Origin of the sequence: Nitrobacter vulgaris, assembly GCF_002028545.1 — a bacterium.
Taxonomy (GTDB): domain Bacteria; phylum Pseudomonadota; class Alphaproteobacteria; order Rhizobiales; family Xanthobacteraceae; genus Nitrobacter; species Nitrobacter vulgaris.
The window spans coordinates 46,671-63,652 of the sequence record NZ_MWPQ01000045.1 but is presented as its reverse complement, the minus strand read 5'-3'; the positions used below and the strand labels follow the sequence as shown (position 1 = coordinate 63,652).

At 60.9% G+C, this 16,982-nt stretch carries 15 protein-coding genes and 1 pseudogene; 9 read left to right on the top strand and 7 right to left on the bottom strand.

What is annotated here, in order from left to right; all coding sequences use genetic code 11:
- The 4 genes and pseudogenes from B2M20_RS19130 to B2M20_RS12640 form a co-directional block, all read left to right on the top strand.
- Positions 1-87: pseudogene (locus tag B2M20_RS19130) on the top strand (IS5/IS1182 family transposase); the annotation flags it as partial.
- Between the two features lie 157 nt (positions 88-244).
- Positions 245-1,015: a hypothetical protein gene (locus B2M20_RS12650; protein WP_139372906.1), complete on the top strand. Its 771-nt coding sequence runs from the start codon at positions 245-247 to the stop codon at positions 1,013-1,015.
- Positions 1,016-1,130: 115 nt separating this feature from the next.
- Positions 1,131-1,634, top strand: a complete 504-nt coding sequence (locus B2M20_RS12645; protein WP_139372905.1) for a hypothetical protein — start codon at positions 1,131-1,133, stop codon at positions 1,632-1,634.
- A gap of 88 nt (positions 1,635-1,722) precedes the next feature.
- Positions 1,723-2,310 carry a cupin domain-containing protein gene (locus B2M20_RS12640; RefSeq protein ID WP_079447405.1) on the top strand — a complete coding sequence of 196 codons (588 nt, stop codon included), beginning with the start codon at positions 1,723-1,725 and terminating at the stop codon, positions 2,308-2,310.
- A gap of 386 nt (positions 2,311-2,696) precedes the next feature.
- Here B2M20_RS12640 and B2M20_RS12630 read toward each other — a convergent pair whose 3' ends face one another.
- On the bottom strand, positions 2,697-4,022 hold the full coding sequence (locus B2M20_RS12630; protein WP_079447403.1) for a UDP-glucose dehydrogenase family protein: 1,326 nt from the start codon (positions 4,020-4,022) through the stop codon (positions 2,697-2,699).
- Positions 4,023-4,261: 239 nt separating this feature from the next.
- Between B2M20_RS12630 and B2M20_RS12625 the strand changes: the two genes are divergently transcribed.
- The 3 genes from B2M20_RS12625 to ahcY all read left to right on the top strand — a co-directional run bounded on the left by B2M20_RS12625 (position 4,262) and on the right by ahcY (position 8,380).
- The gene (locus B2M20_RS12625; protein ID WP_079447402.1) at positions 4,262-5,614 is read left to right on the top strand and encodes a hypothetical protein; all 1,353 of its coding nucleotides are present in this window, start codon (positions 4,262-4,264) and stop codon (positions 5,612-5,614) included.
- Between the two features lie 55 nt (positions 5,615-5,669).
- The gene (metK, locus tag B2M20_RS12620; protein ID WP_079447401.1) at positions 5,670-6,866 is read left to right on the top strand and encodes a methionine adenosyltransferase; all 1,197 of its coding nucleotides are present in this window, start codon (positions 5,670-5,672) and stop codon (positions 6,864-6,866) included.
- Positions 6,867-6,940: 74 nt separating this feature from the next.
- Complete coding sequence (gene ahcY, locus B2M20_RS12615) at positions 6,941-8,380, top strand: adenosylhomocysteinase (RefSeq protein ID WP_079447400.1); 1,440 nt, start codon at positions 6,941-6,943, stop codon at positions 8,378-8,380.
- A 153-nt stretch (positions 8,381-8,533) separates the two neighbouring features.
- Here the strand turns inward: ahcY and B2M20_RS12610 are convergent, their stop codons facing one another.
- Positions 8,534-8,818, bottom strand: a complete 285-nt coding sequence (locus B2M20_RS12610; protein ID WP_079447399.1) for a hypothetical protein — start codon at positions 8,816-8,818, stop codon at positions 8,534-8,536.
- A 236-nt stretch (positions 8,819-9,054) separates the two neighbouring features.
- Here B2M20_RS12610 and B2M20_RS12605 point away from each other — a divergent pair, with 236 nt between their 5' ends.
- The gene (locus B2M20_RS12605) at positions 9,055-9,264 is read left to right on the top strand and encodes a cold-shock protein (protein WP_079447398.1); all 210 of its coding nucleotides are present in this window, start codon (positions 9,055-9,057) and stop codon (positions 9,262-9,264) included.
- A 413-nt stretch (positions 9,265-9,677) separates the two neighbouring features.
- Positions 9,678-10,397 carry a DUF899 family protein gene (locus B2M20_RS12600; protein WP_079447397.1) on the top strand — a complete coding sequence of 240 codons (720 nt, stop codon included), beginning with the start codon at positions 9,678-9,680 and terminating at the stop codon, positions 10,395-10,397.
- Positions 10,398-10,516: 119 nt separating this feature from the next.
- Here B2M20_RS12600 and B2M20_RS12595 read toward each other — a convergent pair whose 3' ends face one another.
- The 5 genes from B2M20_RS12595 to B2M20_RS12575 form a co-directional block, all read right to left on the bottom strand.
- The gene (locus B2M20_RS12595; RefSeq protein ID WP_079447396.1) at positions 10,517-11,542 is read right to left on the bottom strand and encodes a class I SAM-dependent methyltransferase; all 1,026 of its coding nucleotides are present in this window, start codon (positions 11,540-11,542) and stop codon (positions 10,517-10,519) included.
- Between the two features lie 250 nt (positions 11,543-11,792).
- The gene (locus B2M20_RS12590) at positions 11,793-13,616 is read right to left on the bottom strand and encodes an aminopeptidase P family protein (RefSeq protein ID WP_079447395.1); all 1,824 of its coding nucleotides are present in this window, start codon (positions 13,614-13,616) and stop codon (positions 11,793-11,795) included.
- 51 nt (positions 13,617-13,667) lie between these two features.
- Entirely contained in the window at positions 13,668-14,564 is an 897-nt protein-coding gene (locus tag B2M20_RS12585; protein WP_087881178.1) for a 50S ribosomal protein L11 methyltransferase, read from the bottom strand.
- 133 nt (positions 14,565-14,697) lie between these two features.
- Entirely contained in the window at positions 14,698-14,967 is a 270-nt protein-coding gene (locus B2M20_RS12580; RefSeq protein ID WP_079447393.1) for a hypothetical protein, read from the bottom strand.
- A gap of 299 nt (positions 14,968-15,266) precedes the next feature.
- Positions 15,267-16,874 carry a phytoene desaturase family protein gene (locus B2M20_RS12575; RefSeq protein ID WP_079447392.1) on the bottom strand — a complete coding sequence of 536 codons (1,608 nt, stop codon included), beginning with the start codon at positions 16,872-16,874 and terminating at the stop codon, positions 15,267-15,269.
- Between the last annotated feature and the right edge of the window lie 108 nt (positions 16,875-16,982).

The window sequence follows — 16,982 nt, the reverse complement described above, 5'->3', positions numbered from 1 at the left end:
CGTCGCATCGCCACCAGATACGACCGTCTCGCAATCAATTTTCTCGCAGCCGTCTGCATCGCAGCGGCTGTCAGTTACTGGTTATGAGTCCAGACCCTAGTGCAGCGCGCCGCCGGACAAGGCTGGAAAGTCAGATCATCGCGAAAGGGAGGATGCGATGTGGGGATTGAGCATCTTTAGCGTGCGAACCGGATAAATGCCGATTTGCAGAAGGCCTCAAGCCTGGCGAGCAACGTAAGAACGCTTGAGCGAAAACATCTCGACGATAGCATTATCTTATGGAGCTCGAATCGCGCGTCTCGGTCGCTGGATGGAGGTGAAACCAGACATGGGGCGTCCCGCTCGCAAGCTACCGATATCGAAAGCGGTAGGCAATTCTCCGGAATTTTCGCTCACAGATCAGGATTGGAAAAAAGTTGAGATCGCGTATGGCCAAGCGCTGCCGGCCGCGGTTCGCCAGAGCATCGTGGACACAACGAACAAATATCTCGAGTGGGAAGTCTTTGAACGAAATGCCAGTGCATTGAGACCGGCGGTCGATCTGGTCAAATCGATCAATGTCGCATCCAACAATCTCCGACAGAAACTTTCTAGGGCAGGAGGCGATGCGGGCGCTTTTGCGCAATCTGTGATCAAAGAGAATTTTCATTCAGTTCACTTCAAGAAATATTCCTACGACCAGCTGTTTCACGCGCTCGGCGACGTCATCTCGTCCTTAAGCGCTGCCTGCCAGACAGCGCTTAAGGAAATAGACGACCCGGATGCGACGTTTTTTCGCGAAGGTGCAAGTTGGGACGATTGGATCCGAGCGCTCACAAACATTGCAGAAGAAAATGATTTGCCTACCGCTGCGTCCAAAGCCGGTAATCGGAAATCTGACGTCGGGCCTTTCGCAAGGTTGGTTGCAGAGCTGCAGGCGCATTTGCCGAAAGAGGCACGTAGGCACGCCAACACCCGATTATCATCGGCCATCTATTCCGCCCGCCATCCGTTGAAAACGACCGACGAACCGTAAAACGGGACGCATTAAACCAAAACCGCCTTCAAAAAACGTCCTGTCTTGGACCCTATAATTCACAGAAGCTCCCCATGCCCGACGATGTCTGGTCAGGAAAGGTGGACAGCTAAACATGGCGAAAAGGAAACTGAGGACGGACTACAGATCCGAAGCCTGCAACGAGGTGGTTACGCTGATGGGAACCGGTCTTTCGCTTACCGCCGCTGCAGGCTTGATGGGATTTTCCCGTACCACGATTAGCCGCTGGATGGATGAGCACAAGGAATTTAAAGACGCTGTCTCCAGGGGGAGGGCTGCACGTGTCTCCGCCCTTGAAATCAAGATGCTCGCCAGCGAGAATACCGCGGTTATCAACGCATGCCGCTTTGCTCTGATGAATGCCGCACCCGAGGAATGGTGTGAGAAACCGGTAGTCGAGACGGCGGTAGATCCGATCCGCCTGTTTGCGGAGCAGATATCGGGCAGGGCGATTCGCCCGCGAATGCCGGAAACCAAGACCATCGAGCACGATGCGTCACGCGAAGTTCGACCGCAGCAGTGCGTAACCATCGACGACGCGTGTGACGGGCCACGCATTCACACCATTTCACCCGAGATGTATGAGGACGAAGGATAAGGATCCGGCTCTCCACCGGGTACGCGTCGGGATAGGTGGTCGCAGGGCGGGGTCGCAACTCAATGCCTAGCTCGGCGTTAAAGGAAGCATGGACATCATCGAACCCGTCAAGCGACTGGCCGAGAAGGCGACCGGCATTGGCTTTCCGAGCCGGGAGGAGGCGCTCGCCTGCGTCCGGAACGTGCGTCCCTCACGCATGAAATTCCGGGACGATGGCTATATCCCGAACAATCCCAAGTTTCCGCTGCTTCACTACCGGAAAGTCCTTCGGTTCGGGCGCAAGCATGATCCCGCCGCTGTCTTGGAGAAGGTGTTCAACGTCAACGGTTGGGGCGAGGCCTGGCGCAACGGGATCTATGATTACGTCCACTATCATTCGATGATCCACGAGGTGCTTGGGATCGCTCGCGGCTCCGCCACGCTGCAGCTCGGCGGCAACAAGGGCAAGACGGTGAAGGTTGGCGCCGGCGATGTCATCGTCGTTCCGGCCGGTGTTGGCCATGAATGTTTGAAAGCAAGTGTATCGTTCTTGGTGGTCGGCGCCTATCCGCCGGCCGGCACTTACAATGAGTGCCGCGGTAGCTTTCAGGAGCGCAACCAGGCGATCAAGGCCATCGGCCGGGTGGCTGTGCCGGAGCAGCATCCACTCTATGGAAGCCACCATCCGCTCTGGTAGGCGGCTTCGTCTCTAGCTGCCTCCCCACATGCCCCGCATCCGCGCCTTCATGTCGATCGGTGCGCGCGTCGATCGCGTTGCAGCAGAATCTGTTTGCGGTCGCGGCCAGTAACGGCTCTGGAAATGCTTCGTCATCGCATAGGAATGAAGCGCGTGCCCTGCGCGTAAACGTGCCGGGCTAATCACAAATCATGAACGAGCGTGTAAGTCGACCGAAATTCGCCGCGAACCCTTGGACTCCGCCTGACGACGGCGATCCGGAAAACCGGATCGAGCGATCCTGATGAGTTTCCATGAGAGACCAATTTCCGCGAACGCTTGATCCAAGTCGGCTCGCCTTGCGGCCCGCGATCACCGCGGGAGCGATGCATGTCCTAAGCGAGATGCTAACGACAGACCGGGTTGTTCTTGTTCCGGCCGATGCTTTCGTAGACGAAGCCAAGTTCCTGCATGTCTTCGGCGCGGTAGATATTGCGCAGATCGACCACGATGGGCTGCTTCATGATGCCTTTCAGGCGCGGCAGATCGAGCGCGCGGAACTGGACCCATTCCGTCACGATCACCAGAGCGTCGGCACCTGCCGCGCAGGCGTAGGCGTCATCGCAATAGTCAATATCGGGAAGTTCGCGTCGCGCCTCCTTCATGCTGGCGGGGTCGAAGGCGCGGACTTTCGCCCCCATATCGCACAGGCCTGTGATCAGCGGAATTGACGGCGCGTCGCGCATGTCGTCGGTATCCGGCTTGAACGCCAGTCCCAGCACCGCAATGGTTTTGTTCCGAAGATTATCGCCGAGCGCTTGTGCCACCTTGCGTGCCATCGCGCGCTTGCGGTTATCGTTGACCGTGACCACCGATTCCACAATGCGAAGCTGGGTGTCGTGGTCTTCCGCGATCTTGACCAGTGCGCGCGTGTCCTTGGGAAAACACGAACCGCCATAGCCCGGGCCGGCGTGCAGAAACTTCGTGCCGATGCGATTGTCGAGACCGATTCCGCGGGCGATCTCCTGGACATCGGCACCGACCTTTTCGGCCAGGTCCGCGATTTCGTTGATGAACGTGATCTTGGTCGCGAGAAAGGCATTGGCCGCGTATTTGATCAGTTCGGCGGTACGACGCGCGGTAAACATCAACGGCGCCTGATTGAGCGACAGCGGCCGGTAGATGTCGCCGAGCATCTTGCGCCCGCGCTCGTCGGTTGTTCCGATCACAATGCGATCAGGAAATTTGAAATCGCGGATCGCTGCGCCTTCGCGCAGGAATTCGGGGTTGGACGCTACCACCACATCTGCCGACGGGTTGGCCTCAAAGATCAGCCGTTCCACTTCGTCGCCGGTGCCGACCGGCACGGTCGATTTGGTAACCACCACGGTGAAATCGCGGACCGCCGCCGCGATCTCGCGCGTCGCGGCATAGACGTAGCTGAGGTCGGCATGACCGTCGCCTCGTCGCGAGGGTGTGCCGACGGCGATGAACACCGCATCGGCCTCTGCCACCGGACCGGCAAGATCGGTGGTGAAATCGAGCCGCGAAGCTTTGACGTTGGTCGCGACCAGCGCCTCGAGGCCCGGTTCGAAGATCGGGATTTCGCCGCGGCAAAGAGCGGCGATCTTGACCGCATCCTTGTCGACACAGGTTACCTGATGCCCGAAATCGGCAAAGCAGGCTCCAGACACCAGGCCAACATAGCCCGTGCCGATCATGGCGATGCGCATCGTTCAAACCTGCCGCAGGAGGGTCGGGGGATGGTAATCAGCGCCTCATATAGCGTTTTCGAGCGAAGTCGATAACCGGTTCGCATGAAGAAAACACGTCAAGAGGCATCTGACCTTCATAAGGGCTGAGCGGAATAGGCTCGCGGGGCTGCTTTTCTGGGTTTCAATTGTGGGCAGCGGATGATAGGAAATTGGCTTCACGTCCTATTGCCCATTAGTCTGGCCCCATTCACGCTATAATGACGAACGAGGAATTGCTGAGCCAGATTTCCGGCTACTGCCGCCGGGCCGGCATGGCCGAATCGACCTTCGGCCGGCGTGCCGTCAATGACGGTAAGCTCGTGCACCGGCTGCGCGAGGGCAAGCGCATTACCATCGACACCCTGAACCGGATCGAGGCCTATATCGTCTCCGGTTCCCCGGATGGGACGGTGCGGGTCCGCAAGCCGGAGCCGATCGAGCGGCGCGATCCCCGCGCCAACTTCCGCTTTTTTGAGAACCGGCAAAAGTATCTGCTTTTCGTCCATACCTGCAGCGAAAAGCGGGTGATCGCCGATCGGGTCGCGCTGGAGTTCGGCAGCATTCATCCGCGGCCGCCGGCGCTGCGGGTTTTTGATGCGGGGGTCGGCGACGGCACAGTCCTGGCGCGGGTGATGCGGTCGATGCATGGCCGGTTTCCCCACATGCCATTCTACATCGCAGGCAAGGAGCTTAGCCTCGAAGACATCAAGCTGACGCTGGACAAGCTGCCGGATCGTCTGTTTGAGCATCCCGCGACGGTTATGGTGCTGACCAACATGAATTACGCGGAGGCGCCTTGGCTGGCGCCCCGGTCGTCCCAGGCTGCCGCCAGCATGGTGTGGCGCGAGGTGGCGCTGCGGGGGGCATCTTCCGGCGAGTTTGAGGTCCAAATCCGCGACCTGTGGCCGTTTCTGGAGGAGAACTGGAGGGCGAACGTCAGCCCGGTCACGGGGATGCCGGTTTACGAGCGCCCGGTGGTGCTGGTCATCTATCGCGAGGACCACCAGTTCCTGCTGGATTCCGCGATTCCACGGGCCGGGCGGGTCGAAGCCAACTTTGATCTGGTGATCGCCTCGCAGCCGTACCGGGCTCGGTCTTCCCTCAATTTCAAGGCTAGAAGAATCATCGCTCCGCTGGCGCGGAGCTTGCGATCCGGAGGGCGTTTGATAGGAATACATTCTCACGGACAAGATCCCGGACTGGAGATCGTCCAGACCGTCTGGCCAGGAGAAAACCCTTTCGCCGTGAGCCGTCATGAGCTATTGCGCGCCGTGAAGTACGAGCTCGGTTCGGTGGGGCGCGACCTCAATTTCAACGCATACGCCGACCATCGTTCGATTTTTCGCTATGATATGGAAGCGCTGCCCAATGAGGTCACTGGGTCCATCGGAACGTCGACTCTGTTCGCGGCGTGGAATGCGGCGGTTTATGTCGCCCAAGTCGAAGATGACCGGTTGACGGAAATGACCCAAAGCGGCCGCTATCTCGACGCTACCAGAGAGGTTTTGCGCAAACACAACGGTCTCTGGTTCTACGATGAATCCTACGTCATCTCGCGTCGCCGGGACTGACATTTCAGATTAACAGCACGAAAGGACCGCCACCTGGCGGACGAAAGGTCGATTGATGCGCGGATCCTACTTATTCACGAGCGAGTCGGTTTCGGAGGGACATCCCGACAAGGTGTGCGACCGGATCTCCGATGAGATCGTCGATCTCTTTTTCAGCGAAGGCCCAAAAGCCGGCATCGACCCATGGGCGATCCGCGCCGCCTGCGAGACCCTTGCCACCACCAACAAGGTGGTGATCGCCGGCGAAACCCGCGGGCCGGAATCCGTCACCAAGGACAAGATTGAAAGCGTCGTGCGCGCCGCGATCAAGGACATCGGCTACGAGCAGGACGGCTTTCACTGGAAGACCGCCGATATCGAGATTCTGCTGCATCCGCAGTCGGCCGACATCGCCCAGGGCGTCGACGCGCTGCAGCCGGGCACCAACAAGGAAGAAGGCGCCGGCGACCAGGGCATCATGTTCGGCTATGCCTGCAACGAAACGCCGGACCTGATGCCGGCGCCGATATTCTACGCTCACAAGATCCTGCGATTGATTTCTGAGGCTCGCCACTCTGGCAAAGAAAAGGTGCTGGGACCGGACTCCAAGAGCCAGGTCACCGTGCAATATGAAAACGGCAAGCCGGTCGGCGTGCGCGAGATCGTGGTGTCGCATCAGCATCTCGTCGAGGACATGAGCTCCGATCAGGTCCGCGAGCGTGTCGAGCCCTATGTGCGCGAGGCGCTGCCGAAGGGATGGATCACCAACAAGACCATCTGGCACATCAACCCCACCGGCAAGTTCTTCATCGGCGGCCCCGACGGCGACGCCGGCCTGACCGGCCGGAAGATCATTGTCGATACCTACGGCGGCGCGGCGCCGCATGGCGGCGGCGCGTTTTCCGGCAAGGACCCGACCAAGGTCGACCGCTCGGCGGCCTACGCCGCGCGCTACCTTGCCAAGAACATCGTCGCAGCCGGTCTCGCCGATCGCTGCACATTGCAGCTCGCCTATGCCATCGGTGTGGCGCGGCCGCTCTCGATCTATATTGATACGCACGGCACCGGAAAGGCTCCGGAAGACACGCTCGAGCGGATCGTCTCCGAGGCGATGGATCTCACGCCGCGCGGTATCCGCAAGCATCTCGATCTGAACCGGCCGATCTATGCGCGCACCTCGTCCTACGGTCATTTCGGACGCACGCCGGACAACGAGGGCGGGTTCTCATGGGAGAAGACCGATCTCGCCACCACGCTCAAGAGCGCTGTGTGATGGTTCCTTCTCCGTTGCGGAAGAGAGCGCTTCACTCGTTAATCTCGTGAGATATCAGGGAATACCATAACACCATGACCCAATCTGCCACCGCCAAGCAGCCCGCCGGCTTCACAGACTACATCGTCGCCGACATTGGCCTTGCCGATTTCGGCCGTAAGGAAATCTCGCTCGCCGAGACCGAGATGCCCGGCCTGATGGCGACGCGCGAGGAATACGGACCCAAACAGCCTTTGAAGGGCGCGCGCATCGCGGGCTCGCTGCACATGACGATCCAGACCGCGGTGCTGATCGAAACCCTGAAAGCGCTGGGCGCCGATATCCGCTGGGTCTCCTGCAACATCTATTCGACGCAGGATCACGCCGCCGCCGCGATCGCCGCCGCCGGCATTCCGGTATTTGCTGTCAAGGGCGAGACGCTGAAGGACTACTGGGACTACACCGCGAAGCTGTTCGACTGGCACGGCGGTGGCCATCCCAACATGATCCTCGATGACGGCGGCGACGCGACGCTGCTGATCCACCTCGGCGTGCGCGCGGAGAAGGGCGACATCGCGTTTCTCGACAAGCCGGGCGCCGAGGAAGAGGAAGTGTTGTTCGCGCTGATCAAGCGCCTGCTGAAAGACAAGCCGAAAGGCTGGTTCGGCGCGGTGGCCAAATCCATCCAGGGCGTCTCGGAAGAGACCACCACCGGCGTGCATCGCCTTTACGAGATGCAGAAGAACGGCACGCTGCTGTGGCCCGCGATCAACGTCAACGACAGCGTCACCAAATCCAAGTTCGACAACCTCTATGGCTGCCGCGAGTCGCTGGTCGACGGCATCCGCCGGGGCACCGATGTGATGATGAGCGGCAAGGTCGCCATGGTTGCCGGCTTCGGCGACGTCGGCAAGGGCTCGGCCGCCTCGCTGCGCCAGGCCGGCTGCCGCGTCATGGTCTCCGAGATCGATCCGATCTGCGCGCTGCAAGCGGCGATGGAAGGCTATGAGGTTGTGACCATGGAGGACGCGGTGTCGCGCGCCGACATCTTCGTCACCGCCACCGGCAACAAGGACATCATCACCATCGAGCACATGCGAGCGATGAAGGATCGCGCCATCGTCTGCAACATTGGTCACTTCGACAACGAGATTCAGGTCGGCGCGTTGAAGAACCTGAAGTGGGACAACATCAAGCCGCAGGTCGACGAGATCACCTTCCCGGACGGCAAGCGCATGATCCTGTTGTCGGAAGGCCGTCTGGTGAATCTCGGCAATGCCATGGGGCATCCGTCGTTCGTGATGTCCGCCTCCTTCACCAACCAGACGCTGGCGCAGATCGAACTGTTCGCGGGCAACAAGAACGGCAAGTACAAGAAGGAAGTCTACGTGCTGCCGAAGTCGCTGGATGAGAAGGTGGCGCGGCTGCATCTGAACAAGATCGGCGTCAGGCTCACCGAATTGCGCAAGGACCAGGCCGATTACATCGGCGTCAAGGTCGATGGTCCGTTCAAGAGCGATCATTACCGATATTGAGCATGATCCCGAAAAGTGGGCACCGGTTTTCGGATGAGATCATGCTCGCTTGAAGGCTCACGCGCTACGAAACGCAAAAAGCCCCGGAGCGATCCGGGGCTTTTTAGATTTTAGATTCTGTCAAATTGTGAGCGGTGGTCGGACGTCACCGATTCAAGTGGTCCGGCCGTTGCTCTTCTGCGCCGCAAGGAAATCCGACAGCTTGGCCGCTTGTTTGGGCGCTGCCTTCTTGCCTCGGGCGGGCGCTTTCACTGGCTTCGGCTGCGCCGCCTCTTCGGCTTCCTTCGCAAGCCGCAGGACGCGCAGGCGCTCCATGTTCTTGCGGACCGCGACATCGCGGGCTTCAATATCGGCGCGGGCCTTGGCGCCCTCAATGGCGGCTGTGCGCATTCGTTCGTTACGGGCCAGTTGTGCTGGACTCGGCGGAGACTTTGTCATGGAACCTATATAGGCATGGTTTGCCGGAATGCCAGGGTGGGCCGGGATTTGCCTTCTCCGCCGAAAAATGCCATAACTAGGGGTATTCGATTGCCGGCATTGGTTTTGTTAGAGCGCCGCAAGTCTTATGTAAAAAGACAAGGCTCCTTTCCAAAGACATCGCTGAGATTGGATGGCTCGCGCAATCGTGCGCGGAAAACGCGCATGTGCGCGCTTTGGAATAAGGGACGACTCCGATGACGACAGGTACAGTGAAGTGGTTTAACGGCCAGAAGGGTTTTGGCTTCATCCAGCCGAGCGATGGCGGCAACGACGTGTTCGTGCATATCAGCGCGGTGGAGCGTGCGGGCCTCAGCGGCCTCAATGAGGGCCAGAAGGTCAACTTCGAGCTGAAGACCGACAAGATGCGCGGCAAGGTCAGCGCGGAAAATCTCTCGCTCGCTTAAACAGATCATGGTCGCGCTGGCTGTCATCTCCTTGTGATGATGGCCATGCATCATGCAAGGAATCGGAAAGCGTCGTCACCCGCGGATGAACCGGGACCCGCTTTCTTCGCGCCTCGTTTCACCTATGTCCTGAAACGGACAGTGTCTTGAAACGGGCGTTCAGGGAGCCTCGTCAGCGATGACGGGGCTTTTTTGTTGCGCCGGCATTGCCGGCGACACGGCGCATTGTTCGCGGCCCGGAACCCGGCTCCAGGCCCCGCGTTTTCTCCGTTCGATCCCGCTATAGCGTTTTCGAGCGAAGTGGAATCCGGTTCGCGTGAAGAAAACCCGTCAGATCAAAAAGCTAGAGCCTTCACCATTCCCGTGAAGCGGTGAAAGACTTTAGCGCCCCCCAGCATTCGACGAGGCCCCCGATGGAACATCTGCAATATCCGAACGAGAGCGAGGGCTATCGAATCGCGCGCAACCGGTTGTTGGAGGAGGAGATCAAGCTGCGCGCGCAGATCGAGGCCGTCGCGGCGCGGCGTCGTGCGCTGCCGTTGGGTGGCGAAGTACCGTGGGATTATGTGTTCGAGCGCATCGGCGACAATCTCATGCCGCAGAAGGTGAGGATGTCCGAGCTGTTCGGGCCGCACGACACGATGATCCTCTACAGTTTCATGTATGGCCCCGAGCGCGACTCCCCATGCTCCGGTTGCACGCATCTTCTCGATGGCATCGACGGCGCGGCGCGACACCTCACCCAGCGCGCGGCGTTTCATGTTGTCGCCAAATCGCCGATCGCGCGGCTGATGGCGCTCGCACGCGAGCGCGGCTGGCAGCATATGTCGCTGCTCTCGACCGCGGGCAACTGTTACGACGGCGACTATTTTGGCGACACCACGAAGCTGTCAAAAGCCATGCGGCTTCAGCACAGTGTGCCGGTGGGCAAGAACTGGGACGAAACGATCTTCAACGTCTTCAAAAAACGCAACGGAAAAATCCATCACTTCTGGGGCTCGGAGATGGCCTTCGCGCGCCCGGTGCCAGGCCAGCACCACCGCGCCGGCGACATGGCCGATCCCTTGTGGAATCTGCTCGACATGACACCGGAGGGGCGAGGGGAGACGTGGTTTCCGGAGGTGGAGTATTAGCGTCCGGACCGGACCGTCATAGGGCCACGCTGAGGGGAGAGGTAAAGATCTACGGCTTCCGAAAGACCATTTATGAATCGAGACTTATTTCTGGCTCAAGGAGTAGCAATGCGAAGCCCCTACTTGTAAGCCACCGCTGCACTTGCAGGTCCTGCTAACGGAATAATCTCGCAGCGACTGAACCCTGCCTCTTTGCACCACTCGGTGAACTGGGCGCCAGTGAAGTCAAACGCCTCACCAAATTCGATCAACATGTTCAGAGACATCATGAGACCGAAGCCGTTTTGCCTGCGTTCATCGTCGATGATATTTTCAATGGCGACCAGTGCGCCGCCGGTTGGCAATGAACGGTAGGCCTTGGCGATCAGCATTTTCTTGTTCTCGAGGTTCCAGTCGTGAAGGATCATTCCCATTGTGATGATATCCGCCTTGGGAAATTCATCAGCAAAGAAGTCGATCGTCTCGGCGGTGACCCTGCCGCCGAGATTGCACTCCCTCAAGCGCCGTTCGGCGATCGGCCGCACATCTGAGAGATCGCAGGTCCGGCATTGCATGTGCGGATGCCGCGCCGCGATGATGGCCGAAAGCTGCCCGGTTGCGCCGCCTATATCGGCCAGCGTCTTATGTTTGGAAAAATCGAACTTCTCGGCAAACGTCGTGAAATTCCTCATCGAGATGCCGCTCATCGCGTCCATGAACTGCTCCAGGCGCGCCGGGTCCGCATAGAGCTCGCCGAACATGGACTTGCCTGTCTCCTTGATCTCGTTTTGAGGCTTTCCAGTCTGCAATGCCGGTGTGAGATTGCCCCAGAACCGATATAGGCGCGCGTTCGCCATCTTAAGGATTCCACCGATGTATTGTGGGCTCCGCTCGACCAGGAATAGCTCGGTTGATGGCGTATTGCCGTATCTGCCAGTTTCACCGGCGCCGTCCCTCCGCAGCAATCCGAGCGCGACGAGGGTATCGAGAAAATCATACGTCCCGCGCGGATGCAGACCCATGGCGCGTTGCAGTTCGAGGCCGGTTTTGGGGCCGTCCGCAAGCAGCGAGAAGAGCCCTAGTTCCACCGCGCTCAACAATGTCTTGGCTGGCCAGAACCCAAAGCCAATTTGCAGTATGTGATCTGGAGAAATTCCGTTTTGCATCTGAGCCTCCCCGACTGGCGAGCCCTCGTAAGGTCACGCCGGATGCGTTCTGTGAGCGCATTTGATCTACGCTAGGCCCACAGATGCTCACTACAGACAATCGGAGCCGGAACAGAGACGGTTTAATGGCAGGGTTACGTTTTAACTAGCGTCAGGAGCGCAGGCAGGAGATCGACGTTGAATATTTTGCGCGAATGGCGCAAACGTCACGCGAGTTTTCGTGACGCGAACGAGGCAAGCCTCGCGCGCGCTACGGCAGCGGCTCGGTCGCTGCGTCGAGCCAGAGTTTCGTGGCTTCGTCGAGATGCGGGCGCACCTCGCGGCGGACGCGGGCGTGATAGTCGTTAAGCCACATCAGCTCTTTCTTGCTGATGCGGTGATCGATCAGGCGGCGGTCGATCGGCGCCAGCGTCAGGGTCTCGAAGCCGTTCATGGGTTTCTCGGCATGCGCAATTTCCGCGGCCGTGACCAGCACCAGATTTTCGATCCGGATGCCGAACCCATCACGTTTATAATAGCCCGGCTCGTTGGACAGGATCATGCCGCGCTTCAGCGGTGTGGTGCCGAGTTTCGAAATCCGCGCCGGGCCTTCATGCACCGACAGATAGCTGCCGACGCCGTGGCCGGTGCCGTGGTCGAAGTCGATGCCGGCCTGCCAGAGAAACTGCCGCGCCAGCGTGTCGAGTTGCGCGCCGGTGGTGCCATCAGGAAACATCGCGCGGGCGATGGCGATGTGGCCGCGCAGCACGCGGGTGAAGCGGTCGCGCATCTCGTCGGTCGGCGTGCCGATGGCGATGGTGCGGGTGACGTCGGTGGTGCCGTCCTCGTATTGCCCGCCGGAATCGATCAGCAGCAGATCGCCGGGCACGATGCGGCGGTTGCTCATGCGGGTGACGCGGTAGTGGACGATGGCGCCGTTCGGCCCGGTGCCCGAGATGGTGGGAAAGGAGACGTCCTTCAGCGCGCCGGTCTCGCGGCGAAAGGTTTCCAGTGCCTCGACCGCGTCGATTTCGGTCAGCGTGCCCTTCGGCGCCTCGCGGTCGATCCAGGCGAGAAACCGCGCCAGCGCCACGGCGTCGCGCCGATGCGCGGCGCGGGCGCCCTCGATCTCGGTCTGGTTCTTCACCGCCTTCAAAAGCGCAACGGGGTCGTTGCCGCGCACCGGCTTTCCGCCGGCGGATGTGATCAGGCGGCTCAACGCGTCGGCGGCGGTGGCTTTGTCGAGCGCGATGGCCGCGCCGGATTGGGCCGTCTGCGTCAGCGCGTCGGTCAGCTCATCAGGTTCGCGGACCTCGGCGTTGCGCTCGAGATGATCGCGTGCGCTGTTGGAAAGTTTGCGGGTGTCGATGAAGATCGTGGGACGGCCATCCTTCGGCACCACGGCGTAGGACAGAGGCAGCGGCGTATGCGAGACATCGGCGCCGCGAATGTTGAAGGTCCACGCCACCGCATGGGAATCCGACAACACCAGCGCATCGACGCCGAGCTTTGTCATCTCAGTGCGGATGCGCGCGAGCTTGTCGGCCTCGGCTTCGCCGGCGAACGTCGCGCCATGGATCGTTACCGGGCCGAGCGGAGGCGCGGGTCGGTCGGTCCAGATGCTGTCGACCGGGTTGCTCTCCACCGGAACGAGTTCGGCGCCCGCCTTCGTGCAAGCCGTCGCGAGACGTTCGACCGCCGCCGAGGTGTGCAGCCATGGATCGTAACCAAGGCGATCGTCCGCCGTGAGATGCTCCGCCAGCCAGCTTTCCGGGGGCGGATCGGCCAGCGAAGCGATGCTCCAGGCCCGAACGTCCACCTGTTGCGCCGCCTGCAAAGTGTAGCGGCCGTCGACAAATACGGCAGCTTCCGTCGCGAGCACGACGGCAAGGCCGGCCGATCCGGTGAAGCCGGTGAGCCACGCCAGCCGCTCCTCGGAAGGCGGGACATACTCGTTCTGCTGCCGGTCCGCGCGCGGGATCACGAAGCCTGTCAGTTGCCGCCGCACCAGCTCCTCGCGAAACGCGGCGAGACGGGCGGTCAGCGCGACGCCGCCTTCGGGGTCCTCGAATGTCTGGAAATGGGCCTCGAACATTGTCCCGGCATCATAGGATCGAGGGCAGGGCTGCGCAACGCAGCCGGGGGGTCATCGTCTGTTCTGCATCAGCAGGCTGCACCACCCGTCGATCCGGATCTGCCGGATCAACACCAGCCCCTGCGCGCGGTAGGCCGCGATGACGCCGCGAGTTTGCTGCGGCAGCAGCCCCGAGAGGATCACCATGGCTTCAGGCGCGAGGTGACGCGCCATGGCCGGGGCCATCTGCCGCAGCGGATTGGCAAGGATATTCGCCAGCACCAGATCGAACGGCGCGCGCATGCGAAACGACGGCGCGGAAAAGCCGGTCGCGCAGATTGCCTCGACAAGATTGCCGACGCCGTTCGATACGGCATTCTCTCTTGCCACGGACGTGGAACGCGGGTCGATGTCGCTGGCCAGCACGTTCCGACGCAGCGCTTTGGCCGCGGCGATGGCCAGGACGCCCGTGCCAGCGCCGAGATCGAGAACGCGCCGCGGCATCCGGGCGCGCAGTACCTGATCGAGCAACAGCAGACAGCCCCGGGTGGTGCCGTGATGGCCGGTGCCGAATGCCAGCGCGGCCTCGATCTCGATGCTCAGCTTGTTCGGCGGGACGCGTGCGCGGTCGTGCCGACCGTGGACGATGAAGCGGCCAGCGGGGACCGGAGCCAGCCCTTCAAGGCTGGCCTCGACCCAGTCCCTGGCGGCAACGCTATCGAAGACGACGGTCCGGGCGATCTCATCGCCAGCGGCGAGAGCGATCAGCGCGCGGATTCGTTTTTCGTCCGGCGGATCGGCGAAGTGGACCGCGATGCTCCAGCAGCCGTCGCTGCGTTCGAATGCGGTAACCGCGGCCTCGCTATCCTCAAGGCTTTCGGTCAGGAGATCGACGACCCGACGCGCGATCTGCTCTGCCCCGATGGCGAAGGCGGCGCAGCTTGTTGCCGGCGAAATGGCATTTGTCATCGACAGCCCGGGGTCCATAGCGTTTTCGAGCGAAGTGGACCGGTTCGCGTGAAGAAAACGCATTAAATCAAGATCATAGCTCCGCCTCGGATTTCATGAGAAGCGGAAAGGGGAACGGAGATCCCGCAGGGCCTCATACATATTTGGAAATGAGATAGCCGATGCCATAGGCCGGTCCGGCGACCAGGAGAATGGCGAACACCATGACAAGCCAGCCCTTTATAATTGCGATGATGCCGCCGCTTTCCCAGAGCTCTTGCGGTCCCGGTTGCCCATAGGCCCACAGCGACCAGGAGGCGGCCACGAGCAGGTAGACGTCAAACATATTCAACGATGCGCCGACATAACCGAGATAAGTCGGGACAAGAATCGCCAGAAAAACCCGGCCAAGAATTTGTAGCACCTCACCCCCCAGAACTTGCCTGCTTTCGTCAGGCCTTTGCTTTAGTGCAAATCGGAAACTTAGACGATGGAAAATGCGCGGGCCGGAAGGCGTGGGCGGAGTGACGGCGACAGGCGTCGCGATTGTCACGAAGGGCGGCCGGGGATGCGGAAGCTTTCCACAAAGATATCCACAGGATTTCCACAGTCTGATCCTCGGTTTCGCACAGGGTTTTCGACAGCGTTATCCGTCGCCTCGGCATCGGCTTGGGTTGTGGTCGGAATTGGCTTCGCTGGCGATAGTCTATGTGGTGCTGATTGTTAGCGGCGAGCGAACAGCGCCCGGTGATCCCGCAGGATGGCGCGGGCGGCGTTATGACCGGGTGCGCCTGTGACACCTCCGCCGGGATGCGCGCCGGCGCCGCAGTGATAGAGCCCCTTCAGCGGGCCCCGATAATCTGCGTAGCCCAGCATCGGCCGGGCCGAAAACAATTGGTTCAGCGTCAGCGCGCCGTGGAAGATATCGCCGCCCAGCAATCCAAATTCGCGTTCGAGGTCGAGCGGTGACAGGACCTGCCGGCCGATCACGCTGGCGGTAAAGCCCGGCGCGTAGCGGTCGACGGTCGCGATCATGAGGTCGGCGACCTCATCGCGATGGTCATCCCAAGACGCGCCGTCAGGCAATTGCGGCGCGACATGCTGGCAGAAAAGGCTGGCCACATGGCGGCCGGGCGGTGCGAGGGAATCGTCGATCACCGAGGGGATCAGAACCTCGATCACCGGTTCGCGGCTCCAGCCGAACTTTCGCGCGTCACGCCAGGCGCTGTCCATGTAGTCGAGACCGGGTGCAATGATGATACCGGCGCTGAGATGGTCGCCGGCGCCCGGCAAGGCGGAGAATGAGGGGAGGGCGGAGAGCGCGACGTTCATCCGGAATGTCCCGGAGCCATTGCGCCAGTTCTTGATGCGGGTCAGAAAGGTGGCGGGCAGCGCGTCTGCGGGCAACAGCCGCGTATACAGTAGTTTTGGGTTGACGTTCGCCGCGACATATCTTGCGCGGATCGTCCGTCCGTCGTCGAGCACGGTACCTGCTACCTGCTTTCCTTCGACAACGATCTCACGCACGCCTGCGTTCGTTTCGATTTCCACACCGGTCGCGCGGGCGGCCATTGCCATCGCCTGGGTGATCGCGCCCATGCCGCCGATGGCGTGTCCCCAAACGCCCTTCTTGCCGTTCACTTCCCCGAAAGCATGGTGCAGCATCACGTAGGCCGAGCCGGCCGCGTAGGGACTCGCATAGTTGCCGACGATGGCGTCAAAGCCGAACAGAGCCTTGATAAGATCGGTTTCGAAGCGATCGTCGAGCATGTCTCCTGCCGATCGCGTAAAGAGATCGAGCAGGCTGCGTTGCTGCTCCAGCGAAAGCCCGCGCAAGATACCCACCGTTCCGGCGGCGTTGACGAACTCGTGCGCCGCCTTGAGGCCAAGCCCCTCAACGAGATTTGGTGGCGCGCGGAGCACGAATTGGCGGACAACGTCGGCGATCTCTTCGAGTTCGCGCATGAAATCGCCGATCGCGCTTGCATCCCGTTCGCTCAAGCGAGCCGCCGATGCCCGGGTGCGGCCTTCGCCGGTGAGCAGGAAGCGGCCGTCGGGAGCGGGCAAGAAGTTCTGCGCGCGGCGTTCGACGATCCGCAGGCCGTGGTCGTGAAGCTGCAGGTCGGCGATGACTTTCGGATTGAGCAGGCTGACGGTGTAGGCCGCGACCGAATTGCGGAAACCTGGGTGGAATTCCTCGGTCACCGCTGCGCCGCCTACCACCTTGCGCCGCTCCACGACTCTGACGCGGAGTCCGGCCATTGCGAGATAGGCCGCGCACGTCAAGCCGTTGTGGCCTGCGCCGATGATAACGACGTCAGTGTCTGACATATCCGCTTCAAAGTCCTCAGACGGTCTGACTGCCGTCCTTCAAGCTCTTATCGGAAAGTCCGATGGACGGCACAAGGCTTAAGAGCCGAGTTCAGCCTGATGACACGC